13 protein-coding genes are annotated in these 19513 nt (G+C 59.2%); 11 read left to right on the plus strand and 2 right to left on the minus strand.

Features of this window, described 5'->3' with window-relative positions; all coding sequences use genetic code 11:
* The first annotated feature begins 91 nt into the window (after window positions 1-91).
* A complete protein-coding gene (locus DLM86_RS06095; RefSeq protein ID WP_110839067.1) occupies window positions 92-1000 on the plus strand; it encodes an S-layer homology domain-containing protein in 909 nt (302 codons plus the stop codon).
* Window positions 1001-1072: 72 nt separating this feature from the next.
* On the opposite strand, the gene DLM86_RS06100 is transcribed toward DLM86_RS06095, so the two are convergent.
* Window positions 1073-1852 carry a hypothetical protein gene (locus tag DLM86_RS06100; protein WP_110839068.1) on the minus strand — a complete coding sequence of 260 codons (780 nt, stop codon included), beginning with the start codon at window positions 1850-1852 and terminating at the stop codon, window positions 1073-1075.
* Between the two features lie 219 nt (window positions 1853-2071).
* Here DLM86_RS06100 and DLM86_RS06105 point away from each other — a divergent pair, with 219 nt between their 5' ends.
* Entirely contained in the window at window positions 2072-2683 is a 612-nt protein-coding gene (locus DLM86_RS06105) for a cupin domain-containing protein (protein ID WP_110839069.1), read from the plus strand.
* 104 nt (window positions 2684-2787) lie between these two features.
* On the opposite strand, the gene DLM86_RS06110 is transcribed toward DLM86_RS06105, so the two are convergent.
* Entirely contained in the window at window positions 2788-4356 is a 1569-nt protein-coding gene (locus DLM86_RS06110) for a type 2 periplasmic-binding domain-containing protein (protein WP_110839070.1), read from the minus strand.
* Between the two features lie 135 nt (window positions 4357-4491).
* On the opposite strand from DLM86_RS06110, the gene DLM86_RS06115 reads away from it, so the two are divergent.
* The 9 genes from DLM86_RS06115 (at window position 4492) to DLM86_RS06155 (ending at window position 19477) form a co-directional block, all read left to right on the plus strand.
* Entirely contained in the window at window positions 4492-6735 is a 2244-nt protein-coding gene (locus DLM86_RS06115) for a helix-turn-helix domain-containing protein (protein ID WP_110839071.1), read from the plus strand.
* A 219-nt stretch (window positions 6736-6954) separates the two neighbouring features.
* Window positions 6955-9516, plus strand: a complete 2562-nt coding sequence (locus DLM86_RS06120; protein WP_110839072.1) for a DUF4838 domain-containing protein — start codon at window positions 6955-6957, stop codon at window positions 9514-9516.
* A gap of 38 nt (window positions 9517-9554) precedes the next feature.
* Window positions 9555-11003, plus strand: coding sequence for an ABC transporter substrate-binding protein (locus DLM86_RS06125; protein WP_110839073.1), 1449 nt, complete (start codon window positions 9555-9557; stop codon window positions 11001-11003).
* Between the two features lie 138 nt (window positions 11004-11141).
* Entirely contained in the window at window positions 11142-12008 is an 867-nt protein-coding gene (locus DLM86_RS06130; protein WP_110839205.1) for a carbohydrate ABC transporter permease, read from the plus strand.
* A gap of 12 nt (window positions 12009-12020) precedes the next feature.
* Window positions 12021-12857 (plus strand): carbohydrate ABC transporter permease, encoded by an 837-nt coding sequence (locus DLM86_RS06135; RefSeq protein WP_110839074.1) that lies wholly within the window; start codon window positions 12021-12023, stop codon window positions 12855-12857.
* Between the two features lie 21 nt (window positions 12858-12878).
* On the plus strand, window positions 12879-14531 hold the full coding sequence (locus DLM86_RS06140) for a hypothetical protein (RefSeq protein WP_110839075.1): 1653 nt from the start codon (window positions 12879-12881) through the stop codon (window positions 14529-14531).
* Window positions 14532-14559: 28 nt separating this feature from the next.
* On the plus strand, window positions 14560-16134 hold the full coding sequence (locus tag DLM86_RS06145; RefSeq protein WP_110839076.1) for an FAD-dependent oxidoreductase: 1575 nt from the start codon (window positions 14560-14562) through the stop codon (window positions 16132-16134).
* A gap of 42 nt (window positions 16135-16176) precedes the next feature.
* On the plus strand, window positions 16177-18459 hold the full coding sequence (locus DLM86_RS06150; RefSeq protein ID WP_110839077.1) for a DUF4962 domain-containing protein: 2283 nt from the start codon (window positions 16177-16179) through the stop codon (window positions 18457-18459).
* 151 nt (window positions 18460-18610) lie between these two features.
* Complete coding sequence (locus tag DLM86_RS06155; protein WP_245954368.1) at window positions 18611-19477, plus strand: helix-turn-helix transcriptional regulator; 867 nt, start codon at window positions 18611-18613, stop codon at window positions 19475-19477.
* Window positions 19478-19513 lie beyond the last annotated feature (36 nt).

Raw genomic sequence — 19513 nt, forward strand, 5'->3', positions numbered from 1 at the left:
ATTAACCGTCCGGCTGCAACATTCCGGACGTCCGGGGCGTTAGAAGAATAACTCCGCCAAGGAGTAATCGACAACGTAGGAGAGAAGCCTTATGAAAAAAATTGCGGCAGCGACCATGACGGCGGTTTTGTTCAGCGGCTTGGCTTTCGGTACGGCGCACGCCTTTACGGACGTCGACCCCGGCCAGTCCGCGGCGGTACATGCATTGAAGGAGCGAGGCATCGTGAGCGGAATGGACGGCGATCGTTTCGCGCCGAAGTCGCAAATCAGCTACGCGCAAACCGTACAGATGATCGTCAAGGCGTTCGACTTCAATCTGGATGCGATTCGCTTCATCAAGGCACCCGTCGCGTCGGAGCTGTACGACAACGTCCGGGACGATGCGTGGTACGCCGAGGCGTTCATTATCGCCCACTATAACGGGCTCGACATTCCGAGAAACGTAGACCCGAACGCCGCCGTCACCCGCGAGCGGTTCGGCGATCTGCTCGTCCGCGCGATGGAGAAGAAAGCCGACCTCCCGATGGTCAAAATGTTCATCCAGATCCAGGACGAAAATCAGATCGAGCCGGGCCTGCAAGGAGCGCTGCAGCGTCTCCTGCTATATAAAATCGAGGAGCTGGACAAGGACGGCAACTTCCGTCCGAAGAGCGGGCTCACGCGCGGGGAAGCCGCCGTCTGGGTACACAAGGCGATGCGTCTCGTCGCCGACCATACGCGGAAGCCGGAGACGGCGGAGGAAATCGCCGTCGCCGTCGAGAAGGTGAACGACGAAGTCAACAAGGTGACGCTGTCCCGCGGGCAGAAGCCGAGCGCCGGCTACGGCATCGCCATCGAGAGCATCCGGTTCGAGCCGGACGGCCGCGCCGTCATCCGCTATACGCTGACCGATCCGAAGCCGGGCGACATGGCCGCAACCGTCGTCACGGAGCCGAAAGCCGTTACTTACGTTTCTTCGAAATACAACGCGGTAGCCGAGCCGGCCGGCGGGGAAGACTGAGCCGGGAACGGAACGGGAAAAAGCCGGGTCTTCAGCCAGCGATGCTGGCGAGATCCGGCTTTTTCGGCATCTTTATTGCTTTTGAATTTTTGAAGGGTTGTTGATTTTGTACGGGACGGGATGCTTCGTCAGCTTTTTGGCGATCACTTTCGCTTCGAAGGCGATCGTATCCCCGACGGCCAGCCCGGCCTTTTTCAGCGTGGCGCTGTAGCTCGACCAGGCGGTGCCGAGTTCGATTTCGGGCTCCCGGACGGACACCGGCTCGTAGATGACGACTTCGTCGTCGCTGTCGGAGAACGGGTTCGGTACGGTCGTAAATTCCTTGACGGTCGCGACCATGCCGACCTTGTCCTCCGGCAGCTGAAGCTTGGCCGCCTTTCCCTTCTTCGCTTCCGTCTTCGGCGCAGCGGCAGGCTCGGGCCGATCCTCGCCGGCGCTCCCGACGCCGGCCTCCGCCTCGTCCGGCTGCTCGTCCCGCGGCGATTCGGGCTCCGCGCGCTCCGGCTCCGGCGCCGCGGCCGGGACGTCGGAAGCGGCCTCCGCCGCTCCTTCCGCCGATTCTTCGGCCACAGCGGAAGCCCGCTGCCCGAACGTCGACGCCTGCATTTCCTTCAGGTACGAAGGGTGAATGCAATGGCGCCGGCTATCTTCGAACTCGATGACGGCCGTCGTTCGGTCGACGTACCCGACGATCGCGCACGTCGTTTTTTGCCCGAAGCCCTTGTACAGAAACGTCTTCGACTTGGACGCCTTGTCCGACAGCAGCCCCCACTCCTTGCACTTGTCGATCAGCTCCGCCTCGGATTCGAACGCGACGTACGAGCCGGGCTCGATGATAAACGGTTGTCCCATCGTTGTCCCCACCTTTCCCTTTCCTTCATCCAATGTCATTGCGTCCATTATACCATGTATCCGCCTTCGGATGCGGATGCCGGATCGCGAAGGCGTGAAGAAGCGGCGGCTCGGGTGCTCCGGCCGAAGCGGAATTTGGGCGCACTGGCTCATGGGCGCCTACATACGATACTCCATAGGCGAATCGCCCAACGACCAAGGAAGGGATACGATTTCGGCATGGCAGTGTCATACATGGACTATACTTCTCCGTCCGCGACGTTTACGTACGATCTGCGGGACAACCGGTTCTTCACGAAGGATGCGCAAAATTATATCGACATGCTTTCCGTCAACCAGCTGAACACGCTCGGCAACGTATCGCTGCTGGACATTTTTTTGAGCAAGGGCAACGTGGTCGAGCCGCACTATCACCAAAACGCGTCGGAGCTCGTCTATTGCATCGAAGGGGCGGCCGTCGTCTCGGTGCTCAACCCGTTCACGAAGCGGCTGAACCATTACCCGATCCGTCCGGGCCAAGTGGCGAACGCACCGCAAGGGTGGTGGCATTACGAGGTGGCGACGGCCGATCGTACGCATTTGCTTGCGATCTTCGATGCGCCGGTTCCGGAATTTATCGGCGGCTCGGACCTGCTTCGGCTGACGCCGGCCGACATATGGGCCCACACTTACTGCCTCGACGAGGCGATGGTGAAGCGGACGCTCGCGCCGATTACCGAGACGGTGTTCATCGGACCGCCGGCCGACTGCACGAAGAACGGCACCCGCAGCGAAGAAGCCGGGTCCGCGTGGCGGCCGCCCGTCATCGGCAACGGGGGGAACGTGACGTAACGGTCGAGCGCGGAACGGATAAGGGCTTTTCCCGCCTGGCGGCAAACTTGCCTCCTTGCTGCGGAAGAAGCCCTTTCGTTTTCATGTGGCCGGGAGCAAGCCGTCTACTTCGTCCCCCGTGCGGTACGGACTTGGTTTTCGTAATACTGCAAGATCCAGTCTCCATAATAATCGGCCAACGCTTCCTCGCGGTATTCGGGCCAGCGGGCGCCCGATTTGTCGGAGTACAGCATCTTGATGTGCATTTCATCCAATTTGGCTCGAAAGATCGCTACATCGATTTCTTGCGGCGGGATCAGAAACGTTCCCAGCTTTTCCTTGACCGGAAGACGCGCCAAAAAGTCATCGATCGCCTTGTCGTGATCGGTCATTCGCGGATCGATTACGGTCAGGCCGAGCTGGGACGGGGAGTCGGGGGTGAAGAAGCTCCATCCGCTCCAAGCGTCTCTCTCGGTCATCGCGTTCGAGGAGGGCAGCAGCGTGACGATATTCCCGCTTCGGGTATAATGCTTGCCCTCCAATCCGTAATGGGTCAACAAAAATCCTTCTTCGCCGCAAAGCCAATCGAGAATTTCGATCGTTTTTTTCACGTTCTCCGGATGCCTGTCCGCCGCCGCCTTCGGGAACATGAAGGGGAGACCCGCTTCCGTGAACGTACCGAGCGGCCGGTTCGCGCCGAACGGATTGAACGGAATCCAATTGGCGGAGGAATCCGCTTCCTTGCCTCTGGCTTGAACACTCGACGGGTTCGAGTCGAATGCAAACCGGCGGGTAGTGCCCATCACGATGCCGGCCTTTCCTCGGACCGCTTTCTCGATATGCTCGTTATCCTGATTCAGAAACCAATCGGGATCGGCCAAGCCCTCCTTCATGACGCGTAAAATATCGTCGACGACGAGGCCTACCCGCGGATCCGATTTCATATCGATCAACCGGTTGTTTTCCATATAAGCCGGATAAAGAAGCCCGTTCTTGACAAACTCCGGCCATTCGTCCGAAAGCTGCCTGCCGTTGCCGGACGTCGTAAAGCCGTACGTGTCCTGCCTGCCGTTGCCGTCCGGATCGCGGAACGTAAAGGCGCGCAGCGTCTCGACGTATTGCTCGTAGCTTTCGGGAACGGGGAGGCCGAGCCGGTCCAGCCAGTCTTTGCGAATATAATAGCTTCGGTACACGTTCCGGTCGTAAGGAACGGGAGCCCGGACGAACCGGTTGTGAATCTGGTACTGCCGCAGCTCTTGTTCCGTCATCCAATATTTGAAGTAATTCGGCATCGTCGCGGGCGATACGAAAGGAGTGAGATCGGCGTATACGCCTTCCAATATGAGGCTCGAGCCTCCGTCGGGACTCAGGTCGATGCCGAAGTCGGGAGCATTGTTCGCCATCAGCAAGCCGACATATTGGGTTTGATAGTCCCTTCCGGGCGGCCAGGCGATCAGATTGAGCCTGACCCGGAATTTCGCTTCGATCGCTTTGCGGACCACATCGGTTTCCGGGGGCGGAAGAGGCGTGCCGGCCGGGTTGTACGTAAACCAGGTGAGCTCCGGCCGTTCCGAATCCGTTTCCGTCTCGCTCCGCTTCGCGTTCGACGACAGCCGGTCCGAGAAGATCAGCATGATCAAGGCAGCGGCCATAACGAGCGCGCCGACCCCAATGGAGAGACGTTTCGCTTGCAAGCGCTTCACCTCCGCGGCAACACATAGGAAATCCCCAATCTCCCCCTATGATAATACACTTGCCTATGGAAATAAATCCAAAGATAATAGGGAGGAACTGGAACTTCCACGCTGCCAGTCCGGAGGCGATCGCGAATGCGCAAAAACTGGTTTTACAAGCTGCTGCTTTCCTATATGCCGGCCTTTTTCGTCATCACGCTCAGCCTGCTGCTGATCGCCTATCTGTCCATTAACGAATTGACCAAAAAGTCTTCGCAGAAGGCGAGCGAGGAGCTGTCCCGCAATATGATGAAGCTGCTCGACCATACGCTTGGCGGCTTTGACGCCAGCATGCAGTACGAGCTGTTGAACAACGAGAAGCTGAGCATGTTTTTTCGCGATGCGGCCGCCGAAGCCCGCGAATATGCGGACATTCAAGCGGCTGTGGCGCTCAAGGAGCTGCTGGCGAACAATCCGGGAATCGAATCCGTGTACTTGTTTCGGGCGACGGACCAAAAGGTGCTCACGCCGTCCACCCTCGCCGATTTCGGCCAGTTCGCCGACCGGACGTTTATCGGCAATCGGATCAGCAGTCCCGAGCCTTACCGTTGGACGGCTAGAATCGTTCCCGCGGGGGAAGGCGAAGGGCGGCCGGACGGCAAATGGGTCGTCAGTCTGGCGAAAATCGCCGATTTGAAATATAACAGCCTGCTCGTCGTGAACGTGAAGGCGCAATATTTGCGCGAGCTGATGCTGAGCATGTACGATCCCGGGGTGTCCGCCGTTCATCTGTTCGATGCGGAAGGCCGCCCGATCGTAGGGACGAGCGACCGACCGTCCGGGCAAGAGAAGGAGGCCAAGCTGAAGCGCGGGCCGGGAACCGCGACATCCGCCTATACGGGATGGTCCGTCCAAAACGAACCGAAAGGCGCCCCGCTGTTGAATTTGGTTTCGTCGCTGTTCTACGTATGGATCGGCTTCGGCTTTGTCGTTATTGCCGCAGGCATCGTATGGCTTTTATACGTGACGAGACAAAATTACCGACCCGTCCAGACGATTTTGAAGCGGATCGCGGAGATCCGGAACGAAGCCCCGACCGCCGAATCCGAGAAGGATAAGGACGATTTCCGCCTCATCGAATCGACCATCGAGCGGTTATTCGGCGAATCGGTTATGCTGCAGGAGCAAAATAAGGAAAACGTCGTTTACCGGAAAAGGCACGTTTTTCTCCGGCTGTTGGAGGCGGACTCGGACGAGGAGGCGGAGACGGCCGCGCGCGATGCGGAACGATTCGGCTTCGCGCTGCCGGCCCAAGGCGCGCTTATGGCGATCGTCGAAATCGACCATTTTGCGGAATTCGTGCGCCAGTACAATCGGGATCAGCATCTGCTCAAGAACGTCCTGGTCATGGTGATCCGGGAATTGGCCGAGAACAAGCCGCTTCAAGTGTGGTCCGAATGGTCGGGCAGCCAGCAGCTGGCGGTACTGTTCGCCTTTCGGGATTCGTCGGCGGAGGAGCGGGACGTCTTGTCGATGTGCGAGAATTTGCGCCATTGGGTCGAGCACAATCTCGATTTTACCGTAACGATCGGGCTTGGCTGCCATGCGCCGGACTTGAAACGGGTCCCCGGCTCGTATCGCGCCGCTTGGACCGCTCTTCAGTACAAGCCTTCGCTGGGCGGAAACCGGATCATCGACCAAGAGGATTTCGCAGGTCGTTCCAAAGAAGATTTGTTCCGGCATTTGCGTGACATTCGGGCGTTGTGTCAATCGTTCCGCTCGGGGGAACCCGATTGGGAGGCCGGTCTGGACGAGCTTCACCGGACGCTGCGCAGACGGCTGTTCGCGCGCGAAGATTTAATCAATGTGATGAACGTTCTCCTCTATCATTTGAACAAAGAAGCGGACGAAATGTCCGGTCCGTTTGCCGAATTGTGGGATTCGGGCATTCGGCCGCGGCTGCAGGAGTCGCTTCAGCGGCACGAGACGGCGGACGACTTGATCGGCGAATTCCGCACGATATTGCGCGAAGCGTTCCGGTCGATGCAGGAGCTGCGGGAGAGCCAGTCCACCGGCGCGCTGATTCAAAGCATGAAGCGGATGATCGACGACAACTATGCCGATCCGAACTTTTCGCTCGGTTACGTAGGCGAGCAGTTCGGATTGAGCGGAGGATATTTGAGCCGGCTCTTCAAAGAATCGTTCGGGGTCCGGTTCGTCGAATACGTCACCGAAGTGCGAATGGAGCATGCGAAACGGCTGCTCGCCGAAACCGACGAAGCGGTTCAAGACATCGCCGCCTCGGTCGGATACGCCAACTCGTTGACGTTCATTCGCGTGTTCAAAAAGCAGACCGGCATTACGCCCGGACAGTACCGCAAGGACGCGAGTCGGGACTGATTGCGGAAAAAGGCTACCCGTAAAAAAAGAGACGAATTCGAAAACCGGAAGCGATTCCGGTTTTTGCCTATTCGAAAAAAAATGGCGATAGGCGCAAGGAAGCGGCCGTGCTAGGATGGGGGCACTTGCCGGGAAACGATCGAAGCCGGAAAGGAGGGGGACGAGGACGGCATAACCGGAACGCCGGCAAGCGAAATTGACTTTATTGGAGGGAATTCAATGAGGTTTCCGAAGGGCGCAAGAGGGCTGTTGGCGCTGCTGCTGGCATTACTCGTCTTCATCCCGGCATTGGAAGGCCGGTCTTATGCGGACGGAGCGGCGGCAGAAACCGCCGATTCGCTGCAGCAGGCGCGGGGCGGCGGCCTCGCGATCGTTCGCGACGGGCAAGCGAACGCCGTCGTGATCGTGGCGGAGGACGCCGATGCGCAAACCCGCAAAGCGGCCGATACGCTCGTCCAATATGTGGAGAAATCGACCGGTGCCCGGCTTCCGATCGCGACGGAGCAAGAGGCGTCGGCGAATCGTCCGGGCCATCAAGTCCGCCTCTTTATCGGGGCGGCCGAATCCAAGGAGCGGCCGTTCCTTTCGAAACAGCTCGAAAACATGGACGGAGACGGCTTCCTGATTCGGCCGCATGCCCAAGACATCACGATTATCGGACCGACTCCTTGGGGAACGGAGTACGGCGTCTACGAATTTTTGGAACGGTATGTGGGTGTACGATGGCTGATGCCGGGGCCGGACGGCGAAGACGTGCCCAAGCTCCGCGATATTACCGTACCGCGCCGGGAAGTGAAGGAAGAGCCCGTCGCGTTTTCCCGCCTGTTCAGTCCGTTCCAGAACCTGAACAGCCCGGATGTCCAACTCGTTTGGGCGAGAAAGAACCGAATCCACGGGAGGGTGGAGATGGGGCACAATTTGTGGGCCTTGTTTCCGCCCGAGAAGTATGGAGAGTCGAATCCCGAGTTTTATCCGACGAAGGGCGGCGTGCGCTACATCCCCGCTCCCAACGTCAAGACCGGCTGGCAGCCTTGTTTCTCCGAAGAAGGGACGATTGCCGTAGCCGTCCAATACATTCTCGATTATTTCCGCAGTCACCCGGAAGCGACTTCGTTCTCGCTCGGGATGAACGACGGCGGAGGATCGTGCGAAGCCGATCCGTCCCATCCGCTGTATCCGAACAAGAAAAATTCGGTGGGTACGCAGGATCTTTCGGACATTTACTTCCGTTGGGTCAACCGGGTCGCGGAAGAAGTATTGAAGGTATATCCGGATAAATGGTTCGGATTGCTGGCATACGCGGAATCGGCCGATCCGCCTTCGTTTCCGGTGAACGATCGCGTCATTCCGTTCATTGCCAAGGATCGCCTGATCTGGACCGACGATGCGATCAGGGAGAACGACCGGCGATTAATTCGCAATTGGGGGAAAATGTCCCCGAATGTCGCCCTGTACGATTATTATTACGGCACGCCCTACCTCGTCCCGCGGGTGTACCCGCATCTGATCGCCGATAATATGCGGTTCGCAGCCGATAACGGAGTGACCGCCCATTATATCGAGCTTTATCCGAACTGGGGCGAAGGGCCGAAGCCGTGGATCGCCGCGAAGCTGATGTGGGACCCGTATCAAAACGTAGACAAGCTGCTGCAGGAGTGGTACGAGCGCGCGGTCGGTCGCGAAGCGGCCCCTTATTTGAAAGCGTATTACGATTTATGGGAGAAGTTCTGGCTCGAGCGCGGCACGAAAAACGAATGGTTCGATACGTACAAATCCAAAACGTTCCTCGTCTTTGCCTATGCGGACTATATGAAGCAGGTGACCGAGGCGGACGTGACGAAGAGCCGCCAGCTGCTCGAAACGGTCGTCGCCAAGGCGGGTACCGACAGCCAGAAGGCGCGAGCCCACATGCTGTACCGAGCTTTCGAATACTACGAGGCGTCCGCGTACAGCTACCCGAGGAAGAGCGAGCCGCCTTCGAACGGGAGCGAAGCGAAGGCGTTGATCCGGCAAGGGGTGAACGAGCTGGTTTACGGGAACAAAAAGTCCGCCTTGCTGGACGAATTCGCCAAACATCCGGTTCTGAAGCATTGGCTGAACGCCAAATCGTATTTCAATCTGAATTTCTCGGGCTGGAATCCGTACCATTTCTGGAACGTCGTCGATTACGCGAAGGAAAACGAACCGCAGGGCGGCCCGGTCCGAGACGAGCTCGCCGCGATCGCCTCGGGCGGCGATTCTCCGCTGAGCCGTACGTACGCGCAAATGACGTTGAAGGCGTTGGCCGGCGAGCTGACCGGCGCATCCAACCCTTCGTTCGAGGATGGCGATGAGGCGGCTCCTCCATGGACGTTCGCCGTTCGCAATACCGGAAGCTTCAAGCGCGTCGAAGGGACCGCTCATACGGGAGAGGCGAGCGTATTGGCCCAGGGGGTCGATTGGGGGCAAGTATCGCAAACGATCGACGTGCAAAAGGGCTTGCTCCATGCCCAAATTTATTACTACACGCCGGCCGGGTTGAAAACGAACGGGGCGATTCGGCTGTACGCCTATCTGCTCGACGCGGAGGGCAAGCAGATCGGTTCGTTAACGCCGGAGGTGAAAACGGTGGCGCAAACCGCCGGCACGTGGTCCGATATCCAAATGATTCGGGACATTCCCGCGGACATCAAAGGCGTACCCGTCGCGAAGGTGAAATACGACGTGAATGTGGAAGCGCTTGCCGCAACGGATGAGCTGTACTTGGACGATGCGGAGCTGTACTATATACCGGCCGATTGACATCTTGGCCCGGACACGAAAGGGGCGTCCTCTAGACCATGAGACCAAATCGCAACAAACGGATCGGACTTCTTGTCCCGCTGCTGATCGCTTTGCTGCTTGCCGCGTGCTCTTCCGGCGGAACCGGCAGCGCGCCGAATGAAGCCGGGGAGCAGGGGCAAGCGCCTGCCGCGGGCGGAACGTACCCGGAGAACGGACTTCCGAAGGACGAGAAGGTGAAGCTGAAAATCGCGGTGTGGGAAAACGGCAACGGCCGCGAGTGGGTCGATTACGCGATGCAGTCGTTTTCGAAAAAGTTTCCGAACGTGACGTTCGAACCGACCTATTCGCCGACCATCTCGACGATCATTACGACGAAGGCGTCGGCGAACGACGACAACGACATGTTCGACATTTTCTCCACCGGCATTTCCGGCGCGACGTCGCTGCAGCTCGTGCAATCGGGCAAGCTGCTGCCGCAATCGGACCTGTGGGACCGCAAGCTGTACGATAGCGGGAAGACGGTGAGGGAAGCGGTGGCGGACGGCATATTCGAGAGTGTAGCCAAAGATATGTATGCGCTGCCGGTGACGACATCGGGCTTCGGACTCTTTTTCGACAAAAGCCTTTTCGAGAAGAAGGGGTGGAATCAAAATCCGAAAACGTGGAGCGAATTCGTCCAGCTGATCGAGCGGATTCGAGCCGACGGCGTCATCCCGATTACGGTTCCGGGGAAAGTACCGGGGTACATCGCTTCGGCTTTCTTGACCGGTCCCATGTTCCAGCTGGCGGAAATGAACGGGAATGCGAAGTCGTTCGACGACGCCTACCGGAACTTCACGGTCCCGTACTTGTCGACGCCGGAAGCCCGAACCGCGTTCCAGCGTCTGGCCGAGCTCGGCAAGAAGGGAGCGTTCCCCGACGGAATGGCCGCACTGACGCACACGCAGGCGCAAATGCAGCTGCTGCAAGGGCAGGCGGCCATGGTGCCGACCGGCGATTGGGTCCAGAACGAGATGAAGGACGCGGTGCCCAAAGATTTCCGCTGGGGATTTATGGTCGTTCCGATGAACGATAAGCCCGACCAGCCGCAATATATGAGAACGAGCGTATCCGGGCCGTACTTCATTTGGGCGGCGAAACCGGATTTGAACAAAAAATGGGCCAAAGAATTCGTTCTCTCGCTGCTAAATCTCGACGTGCAGCAGATGATGGCGGAGAAAGGCGGGGCCGGTTCGGTGCGCAAAGATTTCATGGACGATCGGGCGCGCGCCGACAAAGTTCAGGCTGCTCCCCGCGCGGTCATGGAGTATGTCAAAGCCAACCGAGTGAAAAGCGTGACGGATACGAAAAACGTCAGGTTGACCGATCCGGCCGCCGCTCAAGCGGATAAGGCGATCAACGAGGCGCTGCCGAAAATCGCCTTGGGCGAGCAGGACCCGCTGCCGGTGATGGCGGAAGCCGCAACGCTTTTGCAGAAGGCGATCGACGCCCAGAAGAAGCCTTAATGCTCGGCCCGGTCTTCCGTACCCTTCAACTAGAGAGGCGAAAGGAGCGCAACATTGAACCCGACATCGATACCTTCGCGAAAAAGAACCGACGGATCCGTGCGGCGCTGGGCGAAGAGCGCCGCCGCGCAGAAATGGATGTTTATCGCATTGAGTCTGGGGCCGGCTTATGGGGGCTATCTGCTGTTCACTCTTTACCCCAACGTTTTGTCGGTGTACTACTCGCTGCTGGAATGGGACGGGATGTCGGAGCCCCGATTCGTCGGGCTGGACAATTTTGTGGCGATGGTTGGCGACAAGTACGTATGGAGGGCGCTCGGTCACAATGTGCTGCTGATGGTGACGATTCCTCCGCTTGTCGTGCTCATCTCGCTGGTGCTTGCGTATGTGCTCGTTTACAAAAGCTATAAGGGCTCGTCCGTGCTGAAGGTGCTGTTCTTTTTCCCGAACGTGCTCTCGACGGTCGTAATCGCTTTATTATGGACGTTCGTCTATGACGGCCAATTCGGCTTATTGAACGCGTTGCTGGAAGCCGTCGGCTTGAATATCGGCCATTTTTACTGGCTCGGAGACGAACGAACCGCGATTTGGGCGCTGATTCCGCCCGCGGTTTGGGGAGGCGTCGGCTTTTATATCGTCATCTTCATCAACGCGATGTCCGCCATCCCGAAATCGCTGTACGAGACCGCTATTCTGGAAGGGGCCACCCATACGACGCGGATGGTCAAGATCACCGTTCCGCTCATTATGCCGGTCGTTCGCGTAGGCGTGCTTTTCCTGATGCTCGGTACGCTGAAAGGAATGGAGCAGGTTCTGATCCTGACGAACGGAGGACCGTCGGGCTCGACGGATGTGATCGCCCTGTACATGTTCAACCTTGCATTCGGCACGGATTACCACAATTACGGGTACGCGTCGGCCGTGGGCATGTTCCTCTTCGCGATTCTCGTAAGCGCCAAGCTGCTGCTGGACAAACTGATGCCGAACCGGGGCGTGGAGTATTAGGAGGGGAACGGATTGAAAGAAAGACGCACGGTCGTGGACGGATTATGGTGGGGGCTGCTTGTGCTGTGGCTCGTCTCGATCTTGTTTCCCGTCATCTGGGTGTTCTACGAATCGTTGAAAACGAACCGGGAGTTTTTCATGGACGTATGGAAGCTTCCCGAGGCGCTTCAATGGGAAAATTATCGCAACGCCTGGGTGAAGTACAAGATCGGCCCGTCCATGCTCAATACGCTGTACTACGTGGGGGTGGGACTTACCCTCGGAACGCTGCTCACGACGTTGAACGCTTTCGTGCTGACCCGGCTCGAGTTCAAAGGCCGGAAGCTGATATGGGCGACGATCATGTTCTCGCTGTTTCTTCCCGGGATCAACGCGCTCATCCCGCAATACGTGGTCATGCGGAGCCTGCACTTGACGAACAGCTTGACCGGCTTGACCCTGCTCCACGTCCTCAGCGAGAGCGTCTTCTTCCTGATGCTGCTGGGCGGCTTCATGCAGTCGCTGCCCAAGGAGCTGGAAGAGAGCGCATTCATGGACGGCGCTTCCTTGTTGCAGGTGTTCGCCCGCGTCATTATGCCGCTGTCGATGCCGGGCATCGTGACCGTGGCGATATTCAAGTTTCTCGGGCTGTACAACCATTTTCTCGGACCGTTTATTTACTTGAGCGACCAGGCCAAATATACGATCGGCGTCAACATGTACCAGGCGAACATGATGATGCAGTATACGGCGGATTGGGTGACGCTGTTCGCCGGCGTCGTCATCGCCATGGTTCCGTCCGTCGTCGCGTTCATGTTCTTCCAAAGATCCATCATCGAAGGCGCGACGCTCGGCGCGGTGAAAGGATAACTTCGATAGGAGGAATTCGATATGGATCAACGGGTAAGCCGCAGAAAAATGTTGACCGCTCTCGCTTCGGCGGGAGCGGCGGTTGTAGCGGGAGCCGCGCTTAATGGCGGCGCAGCCGGGCTCGTGCGGGCGGACGGCGCGGGCGTGACGGGAGCGGTATACGGCGGAGGAGGAACGCTGCTGGCGGACGATTCGATCATCGTGACCACGATTGCGGAATTGAAGGCGATGACGGATCCGGGCGCGGACGCCGTCTACTTCGTCCGCGACGAGGAGCGGGAAGGATATTTCGTCTTCGATCCGGCGGACGTTTCGACTCCGGACAACGGCGGCACCGTGCTGGTCTCCTCCTCGGGCGACCGTTTCTTCCGGATCGTGGAGAACGGGATATTGAATGTGAAATGGTTTGGAGCGAAAGGCGACCATGTGCCGGGCGGCGCACTGGGAACGGACGATACCGCGGCCATCGCCGCGGCGGCGGGTGCGCTTCAAGTCGGGCAAACGTTGTTTTTCCCGCGCGGGTATTACAGAACCACCTCCACGATCGCGATCGGCCACACCGTCTCGCTGGACTCGGACGAAGCCGTTCTCGTCGCCGACCATAACGGCGTGTGTCTGCAATTGATGCCGGCAACGAGAAGCAATTTCGGGGACGGGGAGTACGTCAGGCTTCGCTTGAACGTATCGTTCCTGAAGCGGGTGCCCGATTACGCGCAGGCAAGCGTCGCGCTCCGGATCGTCAACAGCTATTACGGCTGTTTTACGGTCGGGCGCATCAAAGGGTTTACGACCGGCATTCTGCTCACGGCGGACACCGTGAACGGACAAGCGAAAGGCTCCGCCTACAATACGTTCTACTTGGGCCGGATCGAGAACTGCCAGACGGGGATCGAGCTGCGGAGCACGGCGACGGGGTGGGTGACCGAAAACAGCTTCTACGGCGGCTCCTTCGGCGGCCAGGCGGCGGCGGGCGCCACCCATATTTTCGTGAACGGCAACAATATCGGCTACAACAACAATAACAAGTTTTTCAACCAGAGTTTGGAAGGGTTTCACGAGACGGGCATCCGCGTGACGGGAGCGGCCAACAACTGCTTTTACGAAACCCGGCTGGAGATGCCGCACGCCGTATGGATCGCCGATTTCGGAACGAACACGCAATCGAACAAGCTCATTTCGTCCGGCGTCGGCGGCAAGCCGGACAAAATTTCGGATGTCGGGCGATACAACCGGATGTCCTCGGCCAGCTTGCCCGCCAAATATGTGGAATATTTCGACGGCGTTTACTTCACGTTCGTCAAGCCCGGCACGACGATGACCCCGATCAACGGGTTTCCGCAAATTCCGGTCGGGCCGAAGCCGACCAAGTACGTTTCGAGCACGTCCGCAACGATCGAGCTGGACTTGTCCGTCGCGACGTATCACATTATATCCGTCAACACCGACGTCACGTCCATCCAGTTCTCGAACCTGCCGACGTTGTTCCGCGGATGCGAGGTGACGGTTCAATTGATCCAGAACGCTTCCTCCGGTTATTCGATCGGCGGATTTCCGGCGGAATGGAAATTCGGCAGCCGTTCCTCGGCTCCCGCGAAGCGAGCGTTCGGAACCGACATCTACACGCTCTTGTACGACGGCAGCCGCTTTGTCGTCATGCAGCAGTACAGCTCCTAAAAGACGGAACGGCAAAGGAGTCGAACCGATGAACCGTCATCTGCATGCGGATATCGTCATTATCGGAGGGGGTACCGGAGGCGTCGCCGCAGCGCTGGCCGCCGCCCGGATGGGCCGCTCCGTCATCATGACCGAGGAGACCGATTGGATCGGCGGACAGCTCACGAGTCAGGCGGTTCCGCCCGACGAGCATCCGTGGATCGAGCAATTCGGCTGTACCCGCAGCTACCGGCAATTCCGCAACGGCGTTCGCGCTTATTACCGAGACCATTTCCCGATGACGCCGCAAGCGCGCGCCAACGAGCGCCTCAATCCCGGCGGCGGCGGCGTCAGCCGGATTTGCCACGAGCCGCGCGCGGCGCTCGCCGTGCTGAACCAAATGCTCGCCCCTTACGTGCACAGCGGCTTGCTGACGATTCTGACCCGTCACGCCATCGTATCGGCGGAGACGGACGGCGACCGCATCGTCGCCGCCGTCGTCAAGAACGGCGATACCGGTACGCTCGTCACGCTCACCGCGCCGTACTTCATCGACGCGACCGAGTGCGGCGACGTGCTGCCGCTCGCGGGCGTCGAGTACGTGACCGGCACCGAGTCGCAGGCGCAGACGGGCGAGCCGCATGCGCTCGAGGGCGACGCCGATCCGCTCGACATGCAAGGCTTCACCCACTGCTTCGCCATGGATTACATCGAGGGCGAGGACCATACGATCGACCGTCCGGCACAGTACGATTTCTGGCGCCAGTACAAAGCCGACTTCTGGCCGGACAAGCTGCTCAGCTGGACGGGCGTCCGCCCGCATACGCTCGAGACGGTGCAGTACGAGCTGTTCCCGGGCACGGACCGCTACTCGCTGTTCCATTACCGGCAAATCGTCGACAAGTCGCACTTCGCGCCGGGCACGTTCGCGAGCAACGTGACGCTCGTCAACTGGCCGCAAAACGACTACTGGCTCGGCCCCGTGTTCGAAGTAAGCGCGGAGGAGCGCGCGAAGCATCTCGAGGGCGCCAAGCAGCTCAGCCTGTCGCTCTTGTACTGGCTGCAGACCGAAGCGCCGCGTCCGGACGGCAAACAGGGCTATCCGGGACTGCGCCTGCGCCCCGACGTCGTCGGCACCGAGGACGGCCTCGCCATGTACCCGTACATTCGCGAAGCGCGCCGCATCAAGGCCGAATTCACCGTGCTCGAGCAGCACGTCGCGACCGCCTGCCGTCCCGACGGCAAAGCGGAGACGTTCGAGGACTCGGTCGGCATCGGCTGCTACCGGATCGACCTGCATCCGAGCACGAGCAACCGGCACTATATCGACATCTCGTCGCTGCCGTTCCAAATTCCGCTCGGCTCGCTCATCCCGGTCCGGATGAACAACCTGCTGCCGGCCTGCAAAAACTTGGGCGTTACACACATTACGAACGGCTGCTACCGGCTCCATCCGGTCGAGTGGAACATCGGCGAAGCCGCCGGCTACTTGGCCGCATACAGCTTGGAACGCGGGATCTCGCCGCGCGCGGTGCGGAACGGCAAATCCGATCTCGGCCAATTCCGGCAGCTGCTGACGCGCGAAGGCGTCGAGCTGTCGTGGCCGGTTACGCGTCCGGTTTGAGTCTCGCCACGATTTCGATTACCGAGGAGGAACACGAAGCTCATGACCTTTGTGCACCGACCGGACTTGTCCGGCGCCGTTGCCGTAAACGCGATCGCCTCCACGATGGAGGAGTTGGACTACGAGATCGCGACGCAGGGGGATATCGTCGTTTCGTTTCGGGCCGCCCCCGGGCTTTACCAGTTGTCGATTATCGCCGATGCCACCGGATTCGATTGGGAGCGATTATATGTCAATTTGTTCTCTTACCAGAACAGAGGACAGCGAACCGGTCCGTGGGACTTTCATCCGACGGAAGGCGCAAGGGCGCTTCTTCCGAGCTACTGGGTCCATGTGGACGATCGGCCGGTCGGACTGTGGTATTTTCAGCGCGTGTCGGTCGACGATTTGACGCATAGGCGATTTCGAGGAAGGATGGCTTTTTATATCGGGGAGGAAGGAGCGCACAGGCTGCAGCTGCGCCCCTACAACGACGACGGGAATATACGCTGGCTGTCCGCTCTTCTCGAGACGGACCCGGATGACCGGTTGGGCGAAACGCCGGATGTGCCGGCGGATTGGTTCGAGCGCTGCCCGGCGGCCGAATGGCGCGATCCGGCGTATTGGCGGAGCATGAGGAACCGGCTCTCCGGCAGCGGCCGCGAATACGAGGAAGCTTTGCTGGAAACCTTCGAATGGCTGTCCGATGCGAACAATCGGACGCCGGAGACGCTCCCGCTTCTCGTCGCCCACTATCGGCTGACGAACGACAAGTCGGCTTTGGCCGCGGCTTCGACGGTTATCGAACGCGCGCTTCTCGCCGAGCATTGGGGAAACCCGAAGCCGGACGGGTACGGACATGACGGGGATATGAGCGCGATGTACGTCATGTGGGGGCTCACGCACGCGTACCACGCCCTGTACGACCTTCTGGACGACGATACGAGAAGCCGAATGCTCGACAAGCTCGCTCTTCAAGGGACGCGGTTTTTCGAGAAGGCGCTGCTTTACCGGGACTATTGGGGAGGATCGCTGCTTCAGGATCACGGCTGGCGTTCGCTGTTCGGCTTCGGGAGCGCGGCGATTCATCTGCTGGGTCTCGTTCCCGAAGCTTCCTTGTGGGCCGCTTATGTCATTCCGCGAATCGACAGAAGCTTGGCGGCGATGCCGAAGGACGGCGTCATCCCCGCCAGCTCGCATTTCAGCCTCGCCTTGTATACGGAGCTGACGGTACCTTACCGGAATGCGCTGCTCAAGCTGACGGGCCGGGACATTTACCGCGACGAAGCTTTTCCTCGGATCGTCGATTATGTGTCGGCCGTCGTTCGCGAAGCGGACCGGACCTTGGTCGGCTGGGGCAGAGACAAAACGCATCTTGTCGGGGGGAGCGCCTTTTTGAATACGATCGCTTCCGTCCACCGGGATCGGCGCGCCGCCTACCTCGTGCGGTTGCTGCGCGGCAAGCGGATGAACGCGTTTTATGCGAGGCCGGAAGAGATGTCGTATTACGGGGATGCGCTGTGGGGACTTCTGACTCACGACGAGACGGTAACACCTCTCGACGAGCCGGAGCGGCCGGCGGAAATGCGCCATTACGAAGATAGCGGCGTCGTCCATTACCGCGACGAGGAGCAGGACTTGGTCCTGTCGGTCAAGTGCGGCCCGTCCATGGGATACAACGCCTACCGCCGTGCCATGGGAGCGTGCGACCGTCTCGGCTTGGGGCCCGACGCCGGACACTTTATGATCGCGGCGAAAGGAGAGCCCTTCCTCGTGACTCCGGACGGCGGCTACAGCCTGCGAACCGAAATCCGATCCTGTCTTCTCGTTAACGGGAAAGGGCAGAAGGACGACGTCGGCTATACGATGTCCATCCCGTCTTACCGGTACCACGGGGAAGAAATGGAATCGGCGTACTGGGACGAGTGTCGGGGGAAGGGCGGAATACGGCTCAATCTGGCTTCCGCTTACCCCGAAGAAGCGGGAATCGCTTCTTACGGCAGAGAGTTTATTCTCGAGAAGGGCAGGCCGATCGTGGTGCGCGACCATATCGTCATGAACGCGCCGAATAGGCTCTCCTGGCTGTTCCAGACGCAGAGGGAGCACGCGCCGCGGATCGCCGGCTTGACGTGCACGCTGGGGCGGGAAGGGGGTACGGGCATGACGATCGTCCCCCGCCCGCTTCACTTGGACTTGAACGCAGCGGTGAACGAGACCCCGGTCGTCTGGTCTTATGTGAGTCCCAGCGGATTCCGGCCGTTCGATACGATTCGCTACGATACCGTGCGAAGCGTGCGCTGCGCCGTCGTCGAATTCGTTTTTGCGCCGACGGTTTTGGCACGTTGAAGGACGCAATCGACGGCAAGCAAGCGTTTGACTGTGACGGATAAACGAGCTTGGGCTGCGGCAAGTCGCTTGAAGCGACAGGCCGCGGCCTTTTTGGTATAGTGGTAGAAAGCGATCTATCGCCGATTCACCGGGAAAGGAAGGAACCGACATGCTGTTTCCATACGACAATCCGATGCCGATCCGGATCGGTTACAAGTACTCGCTCCCCGTCCATAGCTCCTACGCCACGTACCACTCGCACCCGCAGTGCGAAATTTATTACTTTCACGGAGGCTCCTGCACGTTCGTGATCGGAGACCGGCTGTACGTCATGACGCCCGGGGATTTGATCATCATGGACGGCATGACGCTGCATTTTCCCAAAATCGACCCGGCGGTCGCCTATACCCGCACGACGATTCATTTCGACCGGAGCTACGTGGAGGGGCTGCTGACGCTGCCGGCGCCGATCGATCTGCTCGGCCCGTTCGACCGGCTGCGCAACCACGTCATCAATCTGAACGAAGCGGAGCGGGACGAAGTCGAAGCGATGCTGCAGCGGCTTCATGAGCTCGGCGCCGTGAAAGCGCCGGTTTCGTACAACCGGTTTTGCCTGCACTTCGCCGATCTGCTCCTGTTCATTTACGAACGATGCGAGCGATCGCTCGCGGAGCCGCGAAAGCCGTTGTCCGAAAAAGAGAAGAACGTGCAAAAAATCATCTCGTATATCGAAGCCCATTACGAGCAGGATATTCATTTGGACGGGCTGGAGAGCGAGCTGCATTTGGACAAGCATTATTTGTCGCGCATTTTCAAGGAGGTGACCGGCGTTACGATCTTTACCCACCTGTATACGCGCCGGATCAATCAAGCTCAGCTCCTGTTTATGATCGAGCCGAATGAAACCGTTACCAACGTGTGCTACCGGGTCGGTTTCAAGCATTTGCCCCATTTCAGCCGCATTTTCAAAAAATACGTCGGCCTGACGCCGGAGTCGTTCCGCAAGACAAGGCCGAAAGTCGGCAAGGAGAGTTAAACCGTTCGCTCGTTAACGCCTAATGGCAGTTAAGCC

The sequence above is a fragment of the Paenibacillus flagellatus genome (assembly GCF_003217775.1).
In the GTDB taxonomy this organism is placed as follows: domain Bacteria; phylum Bacillota; class Bacilli; order Paenibacillales; family NBRC-103111; genus Paenibacillus_AB; species Paenibacillus_AB flagellatus.

What these genes read in the sequence shown, in the direction of transcription:
- DLM86_RS06095 (WP_110839067.1), top strand. Translation starts at nt 92, where the DNA reads ATGAAAAAAATTGCGGCAGCGACCATGACGGCGGTTTTGTTCAGCGGC.
- DLM86_RS06100 (WP_110839068.1), bottom strand. Translation starts at nt 1,852, where the DNA reads ATGGGACAACCGTTTATCATCGAGCCCGGCTCGTACGTCGCGTTCGAA.
- DLM86_RS06105 (WP_110839069.1), top strand. Translation starts at nt 2,072, where the DNA reads ATGGCAGTGTCATACATGGACTATACTTCTCCGTCCGCGACGTTTACG.
- DLM86_RS06115 (WP_110839071.1), top strand. Translation starts at nt 4,492, where the DNA reads ATGCGCAAAAACTGGTTTTACAAGCTGCTGCTTTCCTATATGCCGGCC.
- DLM86_RS06120 (WP_110839072.1), top strand. Translation starts at nt 6,955, where the DNA reads ATGAGGTTTCCGAAGGGCGCAAGAGGGCTGTTGGCGCTGCTGCTGGCA.
- DLM86_RS06125 (WP_110839073.1), top strand. Translation starts at nt 9,555, where the DNA reads ATGAGACCAAATCGCAACAAACGGATCGGACTTCTTGTCCCGCTGCTG.
- DLM86_RS06130 (WP_110839205.1), top strand. Translation starts at nt 11,142, where the DNA reads ATGTTTATCGCATTGAGTCTGGGGCCGGCTTATGGGGGCTATCTGCTG.
- DLM86_RS06140 (WP_110839075.1), top strand. Translation starts at nt 12,879, where the DNA reads ATGGATCAACGGGTAAGCCGCAGAAAAATGTTGACCGCTCTCGCTTCG.
- DLM86_RS06145 (WP_110839076.1), top strand. Translation starts at nt 14,560, where the DNA reads ATGAACCGTCATCTGCATGCGGATATCGTCATTATCGGAGGGGGTACC.
- DLM86_RS06150 (WP_110839077.1), top strand. Translation starts at nt 16,177, where the DNA reads ATGACCTTTGTGCACCGACCGGACTTGTCCGGCGCCGTTGCCGTAAAC.
- DLM86_RS06155 (WP_245954368.1), top strand. Translation starts at nt 18,611, where the DNA reads ATGCTGTTTCCATACGACAATCCGATGCCGATCCGGATCGGTTACAAG.